The sequence below is a fragment of the Xanthomonas hortorum pv. cynarae genome, assembly GCF_002939985.1.
Classification (GTDB): Bacteria; Pseudomonadota; Gammaproteobacteria; order Xanthomonadales; family Xanthomonadaceae; genus Xanthomonas; species Xanthomonas hortorum_D.
The window spans coordinates 40,197-56,304 of sequence record NZ_MDFM01000018.1 but is presented as its reverse complement, the minus strand read 5'-3'; the positions used below and the strand labels follow the sequence as shown (position 1 = coordinate 56,304).

Below are 16,108 nucleotides of genomic sequence, written 5' to 3'. Positions count from 1 at the left end.
TCGCCGTCGTTGAATCGGCAAACACGGCAGCCCGCGTGTCGCCGGACGTGTAAAGGGTGCTTGACAGCTAGCCACGTCAAGCGCATCGTGCCTGTCAAGTTGACTTGACAGGTGAAAGGGATGCATCAGCAACATTGGCAATCGGATTGCACACAGGCGTGGCCGGCGCAGCGGTTGATGCGCGGCTGCGACGAGACTGGGTACGTTGGCCCGTTATCGAGCGCAACAGTGCAGAAGAGGCGCAGCTCATGACCAGCTACAACCGCAACGCGCTGGTCGCGCTCTGCCTGGGGTTGGGCTTGATCGCAGTGGGTGCGCTTGGCCATTGGCGGCTGCTGCCACTGAGCGCTTACCTTGCCGGGTTGTGTGCAGGTGCGGGCGTGTCGTGCCTGTTGCTGGCGCTGCTGTTTTGGCTGTCGCGCGGCAGCATGGGCGACAGTGCGCGCCCGGCACTGGCGCGGCGTTATCAGCGCGAATTCGGCGTGCCGATGATGTTGTACGTGGTGGTGATGCTGGTCTGGAAATACCTGCTGGCCCACGTGGATCCGAACTGGGCGCGTGTGCTGATCGCGTTGTTGCCCGCGGTGTTGGTGGCGTTGGTGATCCGCGCGGTGGCGCGCTACGTGCGCGACTCGGACGAGATGCAGCGACGGATCGAACTGGAGTCGATCGCCATTGCCGCCGGCCTGGTCAGCGGCGCGTACATGACCGGTGGGTTTCTGCAGGCCGCCGAGCTGATCGACATCCCCGCAACGGTGGCGATGTTGTGGGTGTTTCCGCTGTTGTGCGGAATTTACGGCATCACCAAAAGCATCAACGCACGTCGCTTTCAATGAACAGCCGGGTACGCGAATTGCGCGAGGCCAGCGGTTGGTCGCAAGGCGAATTGGGCGAGCGGCTGGGCGTGTCGCGGCAGACCATCAATGCGCTGGAGACCGGCAAGTACGATCCCAGTTTGCCGCTGGCGTTTCGTATCGCGCGTTTGTTCGGGGAATCGATCGAGCACGTGTTTCTGTTTGAAGACGGGCAGTAGTCGCAGCGGTCACACCCGACCGGCTGCGGCGTCAGGGAATAGGGGATACCAGGAGAGATGGTGAACATGGTGAAGCAACACACAGTGGTAGCGGCATTGCTGATCGCGATGCTGGCTGCCGGATGTCAGCGTGCAGACAAACTTGCTGAAAACACACCTGCGAAAGATGCGCCTGCTGCAACCAAGGCTGGCGCAACTGCACCCGGCAGCGCGCAGCCACGTGCAGCAACCACGCAGACCGGCACGGCCGCAGCCAATCGCTACGGCACGCTGCAATTCGTCCCGTGCACGCTGAGTTCCGGCAGCGCGGCCGGCAATATCGAAGCGCAGTGCGCAAGCCTGCGCGTGCCGGAAAACCCGGCCGCACCGACAGGACGCAGGATCGACCTGAAGATTGCCTGGCTGGAAAGCGATGCAGGCGCAGGCAACAAGCCGGATCCGGTGTTCTTCATCGCCGGTGGGCCGGGGCAATCGGCGACCGAGGCTGCCGCCATCGCAGCGGCTGCGTTACGCGAGGTACGCAAAAACCGCGACATTTTTCTGGTCGATCAACGCGGCACCGGGGGATCTCACCCCCTGCGGTGCGAGACTGCCGACGGCAAGCCGTTGCAGGCCGGCATGGCGTCCAGCCCGGAAGAATTGAAGGCCTATGCGCAGCAATGTGCGGAAGGCTTGCAACGCCATACCGACCCGCGTTACTACACCACTGCCGAAGCCATCGGCGATCTGGATGCCGTCAGAGCCGCCCTGGGTGCGCCACGCATCGACCTGATCGGTGTGTCTTACGGCACGCGCGTGGCGCAGCACTATGCCAAACGCTATCCCGCACAAACGCGCGCCATCGTGCTCGATGGCGTTGCGCCCAGCGATCTGGTGATCAGCGGTGAGTTCGCACGCACGTTTGAAGACGCTTTGATCCTGCAGTCCGAACAATGCCGTGCCATCGCGGCCTGTCGTGCACGCTTTCCCACCGATGTGCGCAGGCAGCTGCGTACCGTCATGGACCGCTTGAAGACCGAATCGCCGGAAGTGGAGTACCGCGATTTGCGCACCAACGTCATCAAGCGCGATCGGGTGACCGCCGACGCGGTGATCGGCCTGGCCTTTACCTTCTCCTACGCACCGCAGAGCGCTGCCCTGCTGCCGCTGGTGCTGGATGAAGCCGCTGCAGGTCGCTACGCGCCGTTGATGGCGTTGTCGCACATGGACATGCAGATCAACCAGCCCATGCAATGGTCGGTGGTGTGCGCAGAAGATGCCGACCGCTATCGTCCCGCACCCGAGCACCAGGCATTGCTGCTGGGCGAGGATGTCCCGCGCAGCGTCTTTGCCGCATGCCCGGTGTGGCCCAGCGGCAAGCGCGCCGCCGATTTCACCGCGCCGCTGCGTTCGCAGGTGCCGGCCTTGCTGTTGTCCGGTCAGCTGGATCCGGTCACGCCGCCACGCTACGCCGACACCGTGCTCAAGGGACTGCCCAATGGGCGGCATCTGGTTGCGCCCGGGCAGGGACACAGCGTCATGGCACTGGGGTGCATCCCCAAGCTGATGGCGCAGTTCATCGAAACCGCCAATGCCGGTGCGCTGGATACGCGCTGCGTTGCCGATCTCAACAACGTGCCCGCGTTTACCTCGTTCAACGGATGGGAACCATGAGCCGCACCGACCACGCCACGGAGGCGCTCGCATGATCGTCGTCGACAACCTGCACAAATCGTTCAAGACCAAGACCGGGCTGGTGAAGGCGGTTGACGGAGTGAGTTTTAGCGCCGCCGATGGCCAGATCACCGGCCTGCTCGGCCCAAACGGCGCCGGCAAGACCACCACCTTGCGCATGCTCTACACACTGATGTCGCCCGACCAGGGCAGCGTGACCGTCGATGGTGTGGACGCCGCCCGCGACCCGGTCACGGTGCGCCGCGCGCTCGGCGTGTTGCCGGATGCGCGTGGCGTCTACAAGCGACTGACTGCGCGCGAGAACATCGCTTACTTCGGTGAGTTGCATGGCATGTCGCGCACGCTGATTGCCGAGCGCACGCGCCTGCTGTCGGCCGCGTTGGACATGGACGACATTCTCGATCGTCAGACCGAAGGCTTCAGCCAGGGCCAGCGCACCAAGACCGCGATTGCGCGCGCGCTGGTGCACGACCCGCGCAACGTGATTCTCGACGAGCCCACCAACGGCCTGGACGTCATGACCACGCGCGCGATGCGCGGCTTTCTGCAGCAGTTGCGTGCAGAGGGGCGCTGCGTGATTTTTTCCAGCCATATCATGCAGGAGGTGGCGGCGCTGTGCGATCGCATCGTCATCGTCGCCAAGGGCACCGTGGTGGCCTGCGGCAGCGCCGACGAACTGCGCGCCGCCACCGGTGAAGACAATCTGGAAGACGCCTTCGTCAAGGCGATCGGCTCGGACGAGGGACTGCACGCATGAGCACCACATCGTTGTTGTCCACCCTGTGGACGGTACTGCGCAAGGAGCTGCGCGATATCGGCCGCGATCGCCGCACGCTGGCATTGGCCTTGCTGCTGTCGCCATTGCTGTACCCGATCCTGATTCTGGGCATGGGTGCACTGAGCGAAAGCCGCGTGCGCACGCAAATCGACAAGCCGCTGGAGATCCCCACGCTCGGTCGCGAGAACGCGCCCAATCTGGTGCGTTTTCTGGCCGCGCAAGGACTCAACGCGGTCACCGCGCCTGCCGATCTGACCGCCGCAATCCGCACCCAGGAGGTGGATGTGGCGCTGCGCATCAGCGACAGCTACGCCGAGGACTGGCGTGCCGGCCGCCCGGCCTTGGTGGAGGTCATCAAGGACAGCACGCGGCGCGAGGCCGACGTGCCGGCCATGCGGCTGCAGGCCGCGCTCAGCGCCTATAGCCAGCAGGTCGGTGCATTGCGCTTGCTGGCACGCGGCATCGATGCGCAGGTGGGCAGGCCGCTGGAAATCGCCGCGCAGGACCTGGCCACCGCCGACGCCAAGCGTGGGCAGATGATGGCGATGCTGCTGCCGGTGCTGCTGGTGATCACCTCGTTCCTGGGCGGCGCCTCGCTGATTCTGGATGCCACCGCCGGCGAGCGCGAACGCCAGTCGCTTGAGCCATTGTTGGCCACGCCGGCGCCACGCAGCGCGATTGTGAGCGGCAAGATCGCCGCCGCCTGCGTGATCGGCATGGTGTCGTTGTTGCTCACGCTGCTGGCGTTCAAGCTGAGTGCGCAGTTGTCCACCTCGAACCTGGGGCGCCAGCTCAATGTCGGTTTTTTGCCGATGTTGCAGATGCTCTTCATCCTGGTGCCAATGCTGTTCGTGGGCACCTCGCTGCTGACCTACCTGGCCGCTGCCGCCAATAGCATGAAGGAAGCGCAGGCGCACATGACCTGGCTACTGCTGCTGCCGATGTTGCCGGGCTATGCGTTGATGGCGTATCCGCTGAAGACGCAGTTATGGCACTTCGCGGTGCCGTTCCTGGCGCAGAACCAGATGCTGTTGAAGGTGATACGCCATGAGCAGATCAACGCGCAGACCTGGGCGGTGTATCTGTTGGCTGGCTTCGGCGTAGCGGCGGTGTTGTGGTACGCGGCGGTGCGGCGGTACCACCAGGAGCGATTGGCGATTTCCGGCTGATGTTCCTTCTTCCACCGGGAGAAGGTGGCGCGCAGCGCCGGATGAGGCTACGGATTGCTGGTGCGAATGCGCAGCTACGATTGTTGATATTTGTGTGCAATGTGGCTGTTGTCTATCGAGTTCGTGATGTCCACTTCGCCGCCGTACCCTCACCCCAACCCCTCTCCCGACGGGAGAGGGGCTTTAATCCTTCTCCCTTCGGGAGAAGGTGCCCGAAGGGCGGATGAGGGTACGGATGACCAGCCAAACAAAAAGCCCGCATCGCTGCGGGCTTTTTGTTTGGCGTCCGGCATTTGCCGAGAGTGCAGTGCATCAATCATCAGCAGCCATCGACCAATGATCAACGACCATCAACCATCGGTCGATCACTAGCGACCAACAAGCAGCGGACTCACTCACTCAGCCACCCGCAAACCACTCGACCACTCAGCCACCCGGATTGAACGACAACGTACGCCGCGTCGTCACCGGTGCGGCAACCGGCTCAAAGCGCCAGCGCTTGACCGCGTTGAGGGCTTCGCGGTCGAACACGCGCGGCGGATGGGCGCGCAGCACGCGCGAGGCGGTGATCGAGCCGTCGGTGCCGACGGTGAGTTCCACCAGCACTTCGCCGGAGGTGCCGGCGCGCAGCGCTTCAGGTGGATAGCGCGGTGCCGGCGTGCTGATCGGGCGCAACGACTGCGCGCTTGGAGCGGCGGCAGCGGCGGGCGCAGCAGCCGGTGCCGGGCGCGGGGCGGCCGGGGTCGGTGCCGGGCTCTCGGCCTGACGGCGCGCCGCGGCCTGGCGCTCGGCTTCGGCGGTCTGCTGACGTGCGGCTTCCTGTTGCGCGGCGATCTGCTGCGCAGCGGCCGCCTCGCGGGTCTGCTGCTCGGCCAGGCGCTTCTGTTCGGCGGCCTGCTTGGCCTTGTCTTCGACCAGCTTCTTGGCCTGCTCGGAGCGGTTGGCGGCGGTCTTCATGCCCGCGTCCAGGCCGGTCTTCAGGCGCGGCAGTGCCGGTGCCTTGGGGTCGACCTTTTCGATCAGCGCGATCAGGCGCTGCGCTTCGGGGAATTCTTCGCGGCTGATGCCCTGTTCGGCGGCGATCAGCGTGTACGGCATCAGGTCGGTCAGCGCGCTGTTGACGGTGGCGTCCTGCGGCTGCTTCTCGCGCAGTGCCAAGTAGTACTCCACCGCGTTGTCGCCGGCCGGGGCGTACATGCGGTTGTCCTGCAGCGCCTTGGTGGCCGATGCGCGCAGCTGGTCGGCGGCCATCGACTGCACCTGCGGCGATACCGCAGTGGCTGGCGTGGGCGCGGCGGCCGGTGCCGCAGGCGTGGCGCCGGTGGCCGGCGCGGTGGTGGCGGCCTTGTCTTCCTGCTTGGAGCAAGCGGCCAGGCCAACCAGCAAAATGACTGGCGCGATCCGGCGTGCCATACGGCCCTGTGTCAGATCCAACATGCGTCCCCCTTACCCCGAGTGCGATAGATAACGTTGCTGCGGCGAGCGCCGGCCACTGTTCCCGCAATGGACGGCAAAGCGGCAATCTAGCATTGCTGGGGCGGTCTAAGCCAAGGGGTGCGCCGAGGTCGGGCGTAATGTCATGCCGCCGGGGTTGCGAGTACCGGAGTGGCAGGCAGCCGCGTCGCCGGCTCGGGCAGCGGCGGAGCGGGGCAGTAGCGCCGCAGGAAGTCCGCATGCGCGGGCAGCCGCACCAACGCCGCATCGACCCGCGTGCGGATGTTCTCAAGAAAATGATTGAGTTCGGCATCGCCCATCAGGTCGGCCACCGGGTGGTGCTGCTTGGGCGTAATGCCCTGGCCCAGCATCACCTGCACCCACGAGTTCTCGGCAAACAGTTCGTTGGCCTGATGGAACACCCGCCCGCTCTGGCGGAACAGCTCCACCCGATGCCGCAGCGTGTCGGGGATCTCCATCGCCGCGCAGTCGCGCCAGAACGGCGTGTCGCGACGGTCGGTTACGTGGTAGTGCAGGATCACGAAATCGCGGATATGGGTGATTTCTTCGGCCGCTTGGCGGTTGTATTCGGCGATATCGCTATCGTTGATGACCTGCGGAAAGGTCTGCATCAAGCGGATGATGCCGCGCTGGATCAGATGGATGTTGGTCGATTCCAACGGCTCCAGAAACCCGCTGGCCAGGCCCAGCGCCACGCAGTTCTTTTCCCACACCCGATGCCGCTGGTTCGGGGTGAAACGCAACGCGCGTGGCTCGGTCAGCGCGCGGCCAGTGAGATTGCGCTGCAAGACCTGCGCAGCGCTGTCCTGGTCCATGTAGCGGCTGGAATACACGATGCCGTTGCCCACCCGGTGCTGCAGCGGAATGCGCCACATCCAGCCGGCCTGATCGGCGCGCGAGCGGGTGTAGGGGACCGGTGCACCAACCGATTCGGTCTGCACCGCCAGCGCGCTGTCGGCAAACAACCAGTGCGACCAATCGTCGGCGCCCACGCCCAGCGTCTTGCCGATCAGCAGGCCGGCAAAGCCGGTGCAATCCAGAAACAGATCGCCTTCCACCCGCGTGCCGTTTTCCAGCGTCAGCGCAGTGAGATAGCCGCTATGCGCGTCGGTCTCCACGTGACCGATGCGCCCTTCGATACGTTGTACGCCGAAGCCTTCGCTGAAGCGGCGCAGGAAGCGCGCGTACAGACCGGCATCCAGGTGATAGGCGTAATTCATGCCGCCGTTGGGCAGATGCGCAAAGCGGCCTTCCTGCGCGGCGCGCAGCTCAAGACAGTAGTCGCCGAAGTCGCGCGCCACGCCGCGCTGCCGGCCTTTCAGCCAGAAATGCTGGAAGCCCGCGCTCCAGTGATCGGTGCCGGTATGGCCGAACGAGTGGATGTAGTGCCGGTCGACATCGCGCCAATGCTCGAAGCCGATGCCGAGCTTGATGGTGGCCTGCGTGGCGGCCATGAACGCGGCCTCGTCGATCTCCAGCAGGCGGTGGAAGGTGACCAGGCTGGGGATGGTGGCTTCGCCCACGCCCACCGTGCCGATCTCGTCCGATTCCACCACGGTGATCTGCAATTGCTTGCCCAGCACTTTCGACAAGGCCGCAGCGGCCATCCAGCCGGCAGTGCCGCCACCGGCGATGACGACGCGCCGCACCGGGCGCTGTCGTGGGTCGGAAGCGTGGGTGTCGGACATGATGAAATCCTCAGCGATTCAGGCGTTGCAGCAAGCGTGCGCGCAGGCTGCGGGCACGGGTCTCGTCCATTGGTGCCAGCACGCCGCGCGCCGCCTCCGGTACATGCGCGGCGGTGTGCGCGTTGGCATCGAACACGTAATGCTCGAATACGTCCTGCCAGATCGCGCGTTGCTCGGCTGGCAGGTCGCGGATGGTGAGCAGCGCCAGCATCAGCGCGTTCATCGGCGAATCCATATAGGCCGGGCTCTGCCGCCACCAGAAATTCACCAGCACGTTGAAGGACTCCAGCGCTTCGATGTGATGCCACCACATGCTGGGAATGAACAACGCATCGCCCGGTCCCAACTCGGCCACCAATGCGTGTTCCAGCGCCTGCGCATAGCGTGGAAAACGCTGCAGATCCGGCGCGGCGATATCGACCAGGCTGACCGGCTGCCCGGCCGGGGTGAGGTCGAGCGGGCCGATGTAGAGATTGGCCAATTGCGTGGGCGGAAACAGGATGAAGCGGCGGCGCCCGGCGACCACGCAGGCCAGGTTGTCGGGCAGGTCCTGATGGGCGGCAATGCGGGTGCGGTTGCCGATCCAGATGCTGGCCAGTGGTTCGCTCTGCGGCAGGGCGATCGGGTTATGCGCGCGCAGGCCGGGCAGGTAGGTGTCCAGCGTGGTGGAGCCGACGTAGATCGCCGGTGGCTGCGGCTTATGCAGATCGCGCAGCAAGGTCTCCAGCACGACGCTCAGCGGCACGCGCTCGGGGCGGAAGTTGAAGCCGCTCATGTCCGCGTTGTAGAAGAAGCGCCCACCGATCTCCGGCGGGCCGACCTGCGCCACCACCGCTTCGCCGCGATCGAAACCGCGCAGATACGCAGCCGCAGCCTGCGCAGAGGTGGCGCCGGCCTGCGCCAGTGGCCAGTCGCGGACCAGCCCGCGCAGCACCAGCGGCTTGGTGGAGCGCAGCACGGCCGGGTCCAGCTGTTGCGGGTCCAGTCCGTGCAATTCTTCGATGGCGCGCGGCTCAGCCAGCATGGCGGCGCTGCATGCGGTCGAGCAGATGGCGGAACTGCGCGATCGAGGCCACCGCCATGTACAGCGGTTCCAGATCGCCGTGCCGGTGCAACTCGAGCAATGCCGCATCGTCGAGCGCGCGCAGGCGTTCTTCGTGCACCGCGTAGAGCCCTGCCAGGCGGCATTCCAGACCGTTTTCCAGCGTGGCCTCGAACACGAACGGTTCCAGCAGATCGTAGCTGAGCAAGCGTGCGACGAATGCCTCGCTCGCCGCCAGGCCATCATGCAAGGTGCGCAACACCTGGCTGATGCGGTCGAGAAACTCGCTGGTGCCGCCGTGTTCGCGAAACAGTAGCTCGCCGTCGGTGCGGCTGATGCGCGGGCTGTCCAGATCCACGTGCACCATCGGCCCGTCCGCTTGCTCGCCGATCAGGAATGGTTGGCGCTGAATCGCCAGCGGCACGTACGGCGCATCCCAGCGTGCACCGTCCAGAAACAGGTTTTCGCCCAGGCGCAGGCCCAGCAACGCCAGCGGCTGAAAACTGCGCTCGCCACTGCGATGGAACACGATCGGGTACTGCGCCTGCAGCTGGCGAAATTCCTGCGGAAACGTCGCAGCCGACATCACGTCATCGCCGAAGGCGGCGCCGTGCGTGGTGATCACGCGCAGATCGCGGTGATCGAGATTGTTCAACAACACGGCATTGGTCATGGGGGAAAGTGACACATCACGCGGGGCGCGTGGCCCATGCTTGGACAGTTGCTTCGGTGTGGCAAGTCCCGGATGCAACACATCCGGGAAACGCAAAGAGAGCGTCGTGCGAGACGCTCCGGTAGACTCGCTGCCGAGAGCGCTTAAAAGCGCATCACTGCATGACCAACGCGCTGCCTCACCAGAACTTGTAGCGCACGCCCAACATGTAGCGCGGGCCGGTCTGGGTGGCATAGACGATCTGGTTCGGGTGACGGCCATGCTGGCGCTGCACCTCGTCGGTGAGGTTGATCGCCTCCAGGCTCAACGACAGGTTCTCGTTCCATTGATACCCGATGCTCAGATCCAGCTGGCCGTAGGCTTCGGTATAAACCGGATTGGGCTGGCCGCTGCCGTCGAAGCGTGCGGCCAGGAATTCGTCGCGCCAGTTATAGGCCGCACGCACCTGCCACTTGTCGCGGTCGTAAAAGCCGACCACGTTGGCCGAATCGCTTAAGCCTTCCAGCGCGAACTGCTCACCGATCACTGCATTGTTGTAGGTCAGGCCGGAGTCGACCATGGTGTAGTTGGCCGACACGCCAAAGCCGCTGTCGCCGAACATGTGCTGTAGGTTGAATTCCCAACCGTCCAGCGAGGCCGAGCGCTGGTTGGCCGGCGCGGTGATGGCGAAATTGGCCACCGGGTCGCCGGGCTGCCCGCTGATCACGCCGGTGGCGTTGCCGTTGGCATCGTCGGCTCCGCGCACCACGCCGGGCGCGCCGCCGCGGTTGCGGAAGATGTAGTTGCGGATACAGGTCAGGTCGGCCGAGGCGCAGCCGTTGCCCAGCGCTTCGTTCCAGTACGCACCGCCCACCGGGGTATTCAATCCCAGCGCGGTGTCGTTGCGCGTGGTCACCCCGATGTAGTTGTCGATGTTCTTGCGGAAGAAGCCCACCGAGGCGTAGCTGGCATCGCTGTAGTACCACTCCAGCGAGAAATCGATGTTGTGCGAGAGCAGCGGCTTCAGGCCGGGGTTGCCTTCCTGGCCGGTGCCGCCTTCCAGGCGCGCGATCTGGTTGAGCGTCTGCCCGCCCTGGATGTCGCCCCAACCGGGACGGCCGATGGTTTCGCCGTAGCTGCCGCGCAGCACCAGGTCCTCGGTGAGCTTGAAGCTCAGGTCCAGGCTGGGCAGCCAGTACTCGTACTTGCCGCTGCCGCTGGCGAACGCCGAATCGGCCAGGCGGATCGGCAACTCGTTGTTGGCGACCCAGTCGATGCCCACCGCCACCGGCACCAGTGCCTGCGCGTCCACCTTGGTTTCTTCGTAGCGCACACCGGCGGCCAGGCTGATCGGCACGCGCAACTCGTCCCAGCTGTTGTTCCACTGCAGGTAGGCGTTCTTGGATTTTTCGGTCACGCGGCGGTCGGTGGTGAACACTGGCGAGATGCGGTACAGCGCTTCATCGCCCGCAGCTTGCGCGGCCGCCTGGCGGGCGCGCTCGAAGTCGAACAGGAACAACTGATTGAACTGCGCCGGATTGCCGCTGCCGTCGATCGCATCGAAATACTGCGCGAACGAGCTCGGAATCCACAGATCGTCCGGATAATCGGCCGCGGTGCCGTTGCCGCCCCAGGTATCGCGCTGCACGTTGGAAAACGCCGAGCGGTTCTTGACCTCGGTGCTGCCGATACCGAACTTCAACTGCGAATAATTTTCGAAGGTGAAGTCGCCGTTGACCTGGGCCTGGTCGATCTCCGACTTCATGTAGCTGTTGCGGAACGCCGAGCCGGTGACCAGCGTGCGCGAGGGGTCCAGCCCGTTCAGGCCGAAGCCCAACTGCTGCTGCAACACCGGGAAATCCTTGCTGAAATCCACCACCGAGGTGCCGCGGTAAAAGCCCGAGACGCCCAGCGAATTGCTCGAGCCGTACGGGCTGTCCGCGCCGGCTTCGGCGGTGGAGCGGTGGATGTCGAAGTTGAGCTTGAACTGATCGGTCACCGCCCAATCCACGTTGAAGCCCAGCGACTTGTTCTGGTTGCGCGTGGCCGCGTTGGAGCCGGCGGTGGCCAGATCGCTGGTGGCCGGGTTAACGAATTCCGAGTAGGTGATCGGGCCGGCCACCGGACCGTTGGTCCAGGCACTGGCCGAGGGGCCGTAGTTGAACCACACCGACATCTCGTTGCGCTGCTGCTGGATCTTGTTTTCCGAGTACGTGTAATCCAGCGTGGTGGTGATGTTGTCCAGCGGCTTGTACTGCAGTACCAACTGCCCGTTGGTGCGCTGGCGCTCAACGCCGACCACGCGGTAGTTGAGGTTCTGCGGCACCGAGTAGATGTCGTTCGGGCCGGGGCGGTTGACGATGTTCTCCGAGCCCGGCGCACCCGGCTGCGGGATGGTGCCGTAGGCGGTGGAATCGCCGCGAAACGAGCGCCAGCCGTTGGGCACGCCGACCTGGCTGTAGCCGAAGTCGCGTTCCTGATAGCTGCCGCTGAGCGATACGCCGAAGCGTCCATCGGCCGAGGTATTGCTGAAGATGCCGGAGATTTCCGGCGTCAGCGCATCGCCCTGCAGGCGGCCCGGCAGGTTCTCGTTGGACGCATCGTGCACGCCCTTCAAACCCACATTGGCATGCATGCCCGGGTTGTCCAGCGGCCGGGCGGTCTTGATGTTGATGGTGGCACCGATGCCGCCGGTGGGCGTGCTGGCGCGGCTGGTCTTGAACACCTCGATGCCGGAGATCGACTCGGACGCCAGGTTGGCGAAGTCGAACGCACGCGAGTTGGAGGCGTTGGATTCTTCGATGCTGGCGCCGGGCATCTGCCGGCCGTTCAACAGCACCAGGTTGAAGTCCGGGCCGACGCCACGCACGGTCACGCGCGAGCCTTCGCCCAGCGAGCGGTTGATCGACACGCCGCTGATGCGCTGCAGCGACTCGGCCAGGTTGGTATCGGGGAACTTGCCGATGTCCTCGGCCACGATGCCGTCGACGATGCCTTGCGCATCGCGCTTGACGTTCATCGACGAAGTGAGGCTGCCGCGAATACCGCTGACCTGCACGGTATCGAGCGTGGCGGGGTCGGCCTGGCTGGAGCCGGGGACGGTCGAGGCCGACTGCGGCGCCGGCGCGGTTTGCGCTGCCAGCGGCGTCGACAATGCGAACAACAAGGCAGACGTCAAGCGCCGCGTGCGCGGCAGGGTGCGGAGCTCTCTCACGATGATTTCTTCCCCAAGCGAAAAAAAGCCGGCCCCAAGTTAGGCCCGGCAAAGGTCGATGAAACAATCACGCATTTGTTAGCGCAGGCTTAACGAAGTCAATTTGCACTGCAGCATCGGTCGCGACCCAATCGCGTCACACATCGTTCCACTCGGCGCCACCGCGAGCGCACGCGCTGGTAGCGGGCTTGGTCGTACCATCGAACGCCACGGCACGCAGCTGCGTGCAAACCCTTTGCGAACTGGAGCACCCGATGATCGACCTGTATTACTGGCCCACCCCCAACGGCCACAAGGTCACCTTGTTCCTGGAAGAAGCCGGGCTGGACTACACGCTCAAGCCGGTCAACATCGGCAAGGGCGAACAGTTCGAGCCGGCCTTCCTGCAGATATCGCCCAACAACAAGATGCCGGCGATCGTCGACCACGCACCGGCCGATGGCGGACCCGCGCAGAGCGTGTTCGAATCCGGCGCGATCCTGTTGTACCTGGCCGAGAAGACCAGCCGCTTCCTGCCGCGCGATGCGCGTGGCCGCATCGCCGCACTGGAATGGCTGTTCTGGCAGATGGGCGGGCTGGGGCCGATGAGCGGCCAGATGGGCCACTTCAACGTCTATGCGCCGGAAAAGATTCCCTACGCGATCGAGCGCTACAACGCCGAAGTGCGCAGATTGCACGGCGTGCTCGACAAGCGCCTGGCCGAGTACGCGTTCCTGGCCGGCCCCGAGTACGGCATCGCCGACATGGCCAGCTACCCCTGGATCGAGGTCTATGGCGACCTCAAGCCGGACTACGCTGCCTTCCCGCATCTCAAGCTCTGGCACGACGCCATCGCCGCGCGTCCGGCCACGCAGCGCGCCTATGCGCTCAAGGACCAGGTCAACCCAAACGCCGGCAAGCCGCTGGGCGAGGAAGAGCGCAAGCACCTGTTCGGCAAGCGCTGAAGGCCGCGATACGCGCAGTAGCGTTGCAGAACGCGTAGCCAATCAACACACGCATCTGCACAAAGCCCCTCTCCCCCCGGGAGAGGGGTTGGGGTGAGGGTACGGTCCGCGCGCCTTAGCGTCGCGTGCACAAAATGACAGGACGTCCACGCGCGCCATCAGCCGCCGCGCTTCTCAAGCACCCCACGCGCCCGCATCCTGTGCGCAGTCTTCAGACAGGATCTTCGATGCGTTCCCTGTTCGCCGCCCTTGCCCTCATGCTCAGCACGATCACCACCGCCCACGCCGAAAAACTCACCCTCGACGCCATCACCGGCCCGTTGCCGCTGTCCGGCCCGACGCTGATGAAACCCAAGGTCGCCCCCGATGGTTCGCGCGTGACCTTTCTGCGCGGCAAGGACAGCGACCGCAATCAACTGGATCTGTGGGAGTACGACATCGCCAGCGGCCAGACCCGCCTGCTGGTCGATTCCAAGGTCGTGTTGCCCGGCACCGAAGTCTTGAGCGATGTCGAAAAGGCCCGCCGCGAACGCCAACGCATCGCCGCCTTCGCCGGCATTGTCGATTATCAATGGGCGCCGGATGCGCACGCGTTGCTGTTCCCACTCGGCGGCGAGTTGTATCTGTACGACCTGCGCAAGACCGGCGCGGCGGCGGTGCGCAAACTCACCCACGGCGGAGGCTTCGCCACCGACGCCAAGCTCTCGCCCAAAGGCGGCTTTGTCAGCTTCGTGCGTGAACGCAATCTGTGGGTGATCGATCTGGCCAGCGGCAAACAGCTGCAGCTCACTCGCGATGGCAGCGAGACCATCGGCAATGGCGTGGCCGAGTTCGTCGCCGACGAAGAAATGGATCGCCACACCGGCTATTGGTGGGCGCCGGACGATTCGGCGATTGCCTTCGCGCGTATCGACGAATCCGGCGTGCCGGTGCAGAAACGCCCGGAAGTCTATGCCGACCACACCGAGGTGATCGAACAGCGCTATCCGCAGGCCGGTCAGCCGAATGTGGTTGTGCAACTGGGCGTGATCGCACCGCGTGCCAGTGCGACGCCACGCTGGGTCGATCTGGGCAACAACCCCGATATCTATCTTGCCCGCGTGGACTGGCGCGATGCGCAACGGCTGACCTTCCAACGCCAGTCGCGCGATCAGAAAACCCTCGAGCTGATCGAAACCACGCTGGCCAGCGGCAAGCAACGCGTGCTCATCACCGAGACCTCGCCGACCTGGGTGCCGCTCAACAACGACCTGCGCTTTCTCAAGGACGGCCGCTTTGTCTGGAACTCCGAGCGCAGCGGCTACGAGCATCTGTATGTGGCATCCGAAGACGGCCGCACGCTCACGCCGCTGACCTCCGGCGCCTGGGTGGTCGATGCACTGCTTGCCGTCGATGAGCAAGCCGGCACGGTGTATTTTTCCGCCAGCAAGGAATCGCCGACCCAGGCCCATATTTACGCCGTGCCGCTGGCCGGCGGTGCGATCGAAAAACGTTCAAAAACCAACGGCACGCACGCCGCCAGTTTCGCCGGCAATGCCAGCGTGTATGTCGACAGCTGGTCCAACACCGCCACGCCGCCGCAGATCGAGCTGTTTCGCGCCAATGGCGAAAAAATCGCCACACTGTTGAAGAACGATCTGGCCGATCCGCAGCACCCGTATGCCAGATACCGTGACGCGCAGCGCCCGGTGGAATTCGGCACGCTCACCGCTGCCGACGGCACCACGCCGCTGCAGTATCGCCTGATCAAACCGGACAACTTCGACCCGTCCAAGCGCTATCCGGTGATGGTGTACGTGTATGGCGGCCCCGCCGCGCAGACCGTGCTTGATGCCTGGCCAAGCCGTGGCGATGCGCTGTTCGATCAATATCTTGCGCAACGTGGTTACGTGGTGTTCTCGCTGGACAACCGCGGCACCCCGCGACGCGGCCGCGACTTCGGTGGCGCGCTGTACGGCAGGCAGGGCACTGTCGAGGTGGACGACCAGCTGCAAGGCGTGGCCTGGCTCAAGGCGCAGCGCTGGGTCGATCCCACCCGTATCGGCGTGCAGGGCTGGTCCAACGGCGGCTACATGACCTTGATGCTGCTCGCCAAACACAGCGATGCGTATGCCTGCGGCGTGGCCGGCGCACCGGTCACCGATTGGGGGCTATACGACACCCACTACACCGAGCGTTACATGGACCTGCCGGCCGGCAACGTCGACGGCTACCGCGACGCACGCATCGCCACCCATCTGGACGGCCTGCGCGCCAAGCTGCTGCTGATCCACGGCATGGCCGACGACAACGTGCTGTTCACCAATTCCACTGCGCTGATGAGCGACCTGCAGCAGCGCGGCACCGAATTCGAATTGATGACCTATCCAGGTGCCAAACACGGCTTGTCCGGCAGCACTGCCTTGCATCGTTACAAGACCGCAGAGGCCTTCATCCAGCGCTGCTTGATGCCGTAATCC

General features: G+C 64.8%; 12 protein-coding genes. 7 read left to right on the top strand and 5 right to left on the bottom strand.

Features of this window, described 5'->3' with window-relative positions:
* Window positions 1-248: 248 nt before the first annotated feature.
* The 5 genes from XcyCFBP4188_RS13540 to XcyCFBP4188_RS13520 are packed head-to-tail and all read left to right on the top strand — an operon-like array spanning window position 249 to window position 4,654.
* Entirely contained in the window at window positions 249-836 is a 588-nt protein-coding gene (locus XcyCFBP4188_RS13540; RefSeq protein WP_006452475.1) for a hypothetical protein, read from the top strand.
* Complete coding sequence (locus tag XcyCFBP4188_RS13535) at window positions 833-1,033, top strand: helix-turn-helix transcriptional regulator (protein ID WP_006449488.1); 201 nt, start codon at window positions 833-835, stop codon at window positions 1,031-1,033. Before XcyCFBP4188_RS13540 ends, XcyCFBP4188_RS13535 begins: the two co-directional genes overlap by 4 nt.
* 60 nt (window positions 1,034-1,093) lie before the next feature.
* Complete coding sequence (locus XcyCFBP4188_RS13530) at window positions 1,094-2,686, top strand: alpha/beta hydrolase (protein WP_043907788.1); 1,593 nt, start codon at window positions 1,094-1,096, stop codon at window positions 2,684-2,686.
* 31 nt (window positions 2,687-2,717) lie between these two features.
* A complete protein-coding gene (locus tag XcyCFBP4188_RS13525; protein WP_006449486.1) occupies window positions 2,718-3,464 on the top strand; it encodes an ABC transporter ATP-binding protein in 747 nt (248 codons plus the stop codon).
* Window positions 3,461-4,654, top strand: a complete 1,194-nt coding sequence (locus tag XcyCFBP4188_RS13520) for an ABC transporter permease (RefSeq protein ID WP_104592300.1) — start codon at window positions 3,461-3,463, stop codon at window positions 4,652-4,654. Before XcyCFBP4188_RS13525 ends, XcyCFBP4188_RS13520 begins: the two co-directional genes overlap by 4 nt.
* Before the next feature lie 426 nt (window positions 4,655-5,080).
* Here the strand turns inward: XcyCFBP4188_RS13520 and XcyCFBP4188_RS13515 are convergent, their stop codons facing one another.
* From XcyCFBP4188_RS13515 to XcyCFBP4188_RS13495, 5 genes are all read right to left on the bottom strand, one after another.
* On the bottom strand, window positions 5,081-6,091 hold the full coding sequence (locus tag XcyCFBP4188_RS13515; protein ID WP_104592299.1) for an energy transducer TonB: 1,011 nt from the start codon (window positions 6,089-6,091) through the stop codon (window positions 5,081-5,083).
* A 140-nt stretch (window positions 6,092-6,231) separates the two neighbouring features.
* The gene (locus tag XcyCFBP4188_RS13510) at window positions 6,232-7,797 is read right to left on the bottom strand and encodes a tryptophan halogenase family protein (protein WP_006453124.1); all 1,566 of its coding nucleotides are present in this window, start codon (window positions 7,795-7,797) and stop codon (window positions 6,232-6,234) included.
* A 10-nt stretch (window positions 7,798-7,807) separates the two neighbouring features.
* Window positions 7,808-8,821 (bottom strand): cupin-like domain-containing protein, encoded by a 1,014-nt coding sequence (locus tag XcyCFBP4188_RS13505; protein ID WP_006453125.1) that lies wholly within the window; start codon window positions 8,819-8,821, stop codon window positions 7,808-7,810.
* Window positions 8,811-9,512 (bottom strand): SapC family protein, encoded by a 702-nt coding sequence (locus XcyCFBP4188_RS13500; protein ID WP_162498337.1) that lies wholly within the window; start codon window positions 9,510-9,512, stop codon window positions 8,811-8,813. The genes XcyCFBP4188_RS13505 and XcyCFBP4188_RS13500 overlap by 11 nt, the downstream gene beginning before the upstream one ends.
* A 178-nt stretch (window positions 9,513-9,690) precedes the next feature.
* Entirely contained in the window at window positions 9,691-12,705 is a 3,015-nt protein-coding gene (locus tag XcyCFBP4188_RS13495; protein WP_104592298.1) for a TonB-dependent receptor, read from the bottom strand.
* A gap of 254 nt (window positions 12,706-12,959) precedes the next feature.
* On the opposite strand from XcyCFBP4188_RS13495, the gene XcyCFBP4188_RS13490 reads away from it, so the two are divergent.
* On the top strand, window positions 12,960-13,649 hold the full coding sequence (locus tag XcyCFBP4188_RS13490; RefSeq protein ID WP_104592297.1) for a glutathione binding-like protein: 690 nt from the start codon (window positions 12,960-12,962) through the stop codon (window positions 13,647-13,649).
* 227 nt (window positions 13,650-13,876) lie between these two features.
* On the top strand, window positions 13,877-16,105 hold the full coding sequence (locus XcyCFBP4188_RS13485; RefSeq protein WP_167393548.1) for a S9 family peptidase: 2,229 nt from the start codon (window positions 13,877-13,879) through the stop codon (window positions 16,103-16,105).
* The last annotated feature ends 3 nt before the right edge of the window (window positions 16,106-16,108 follow it).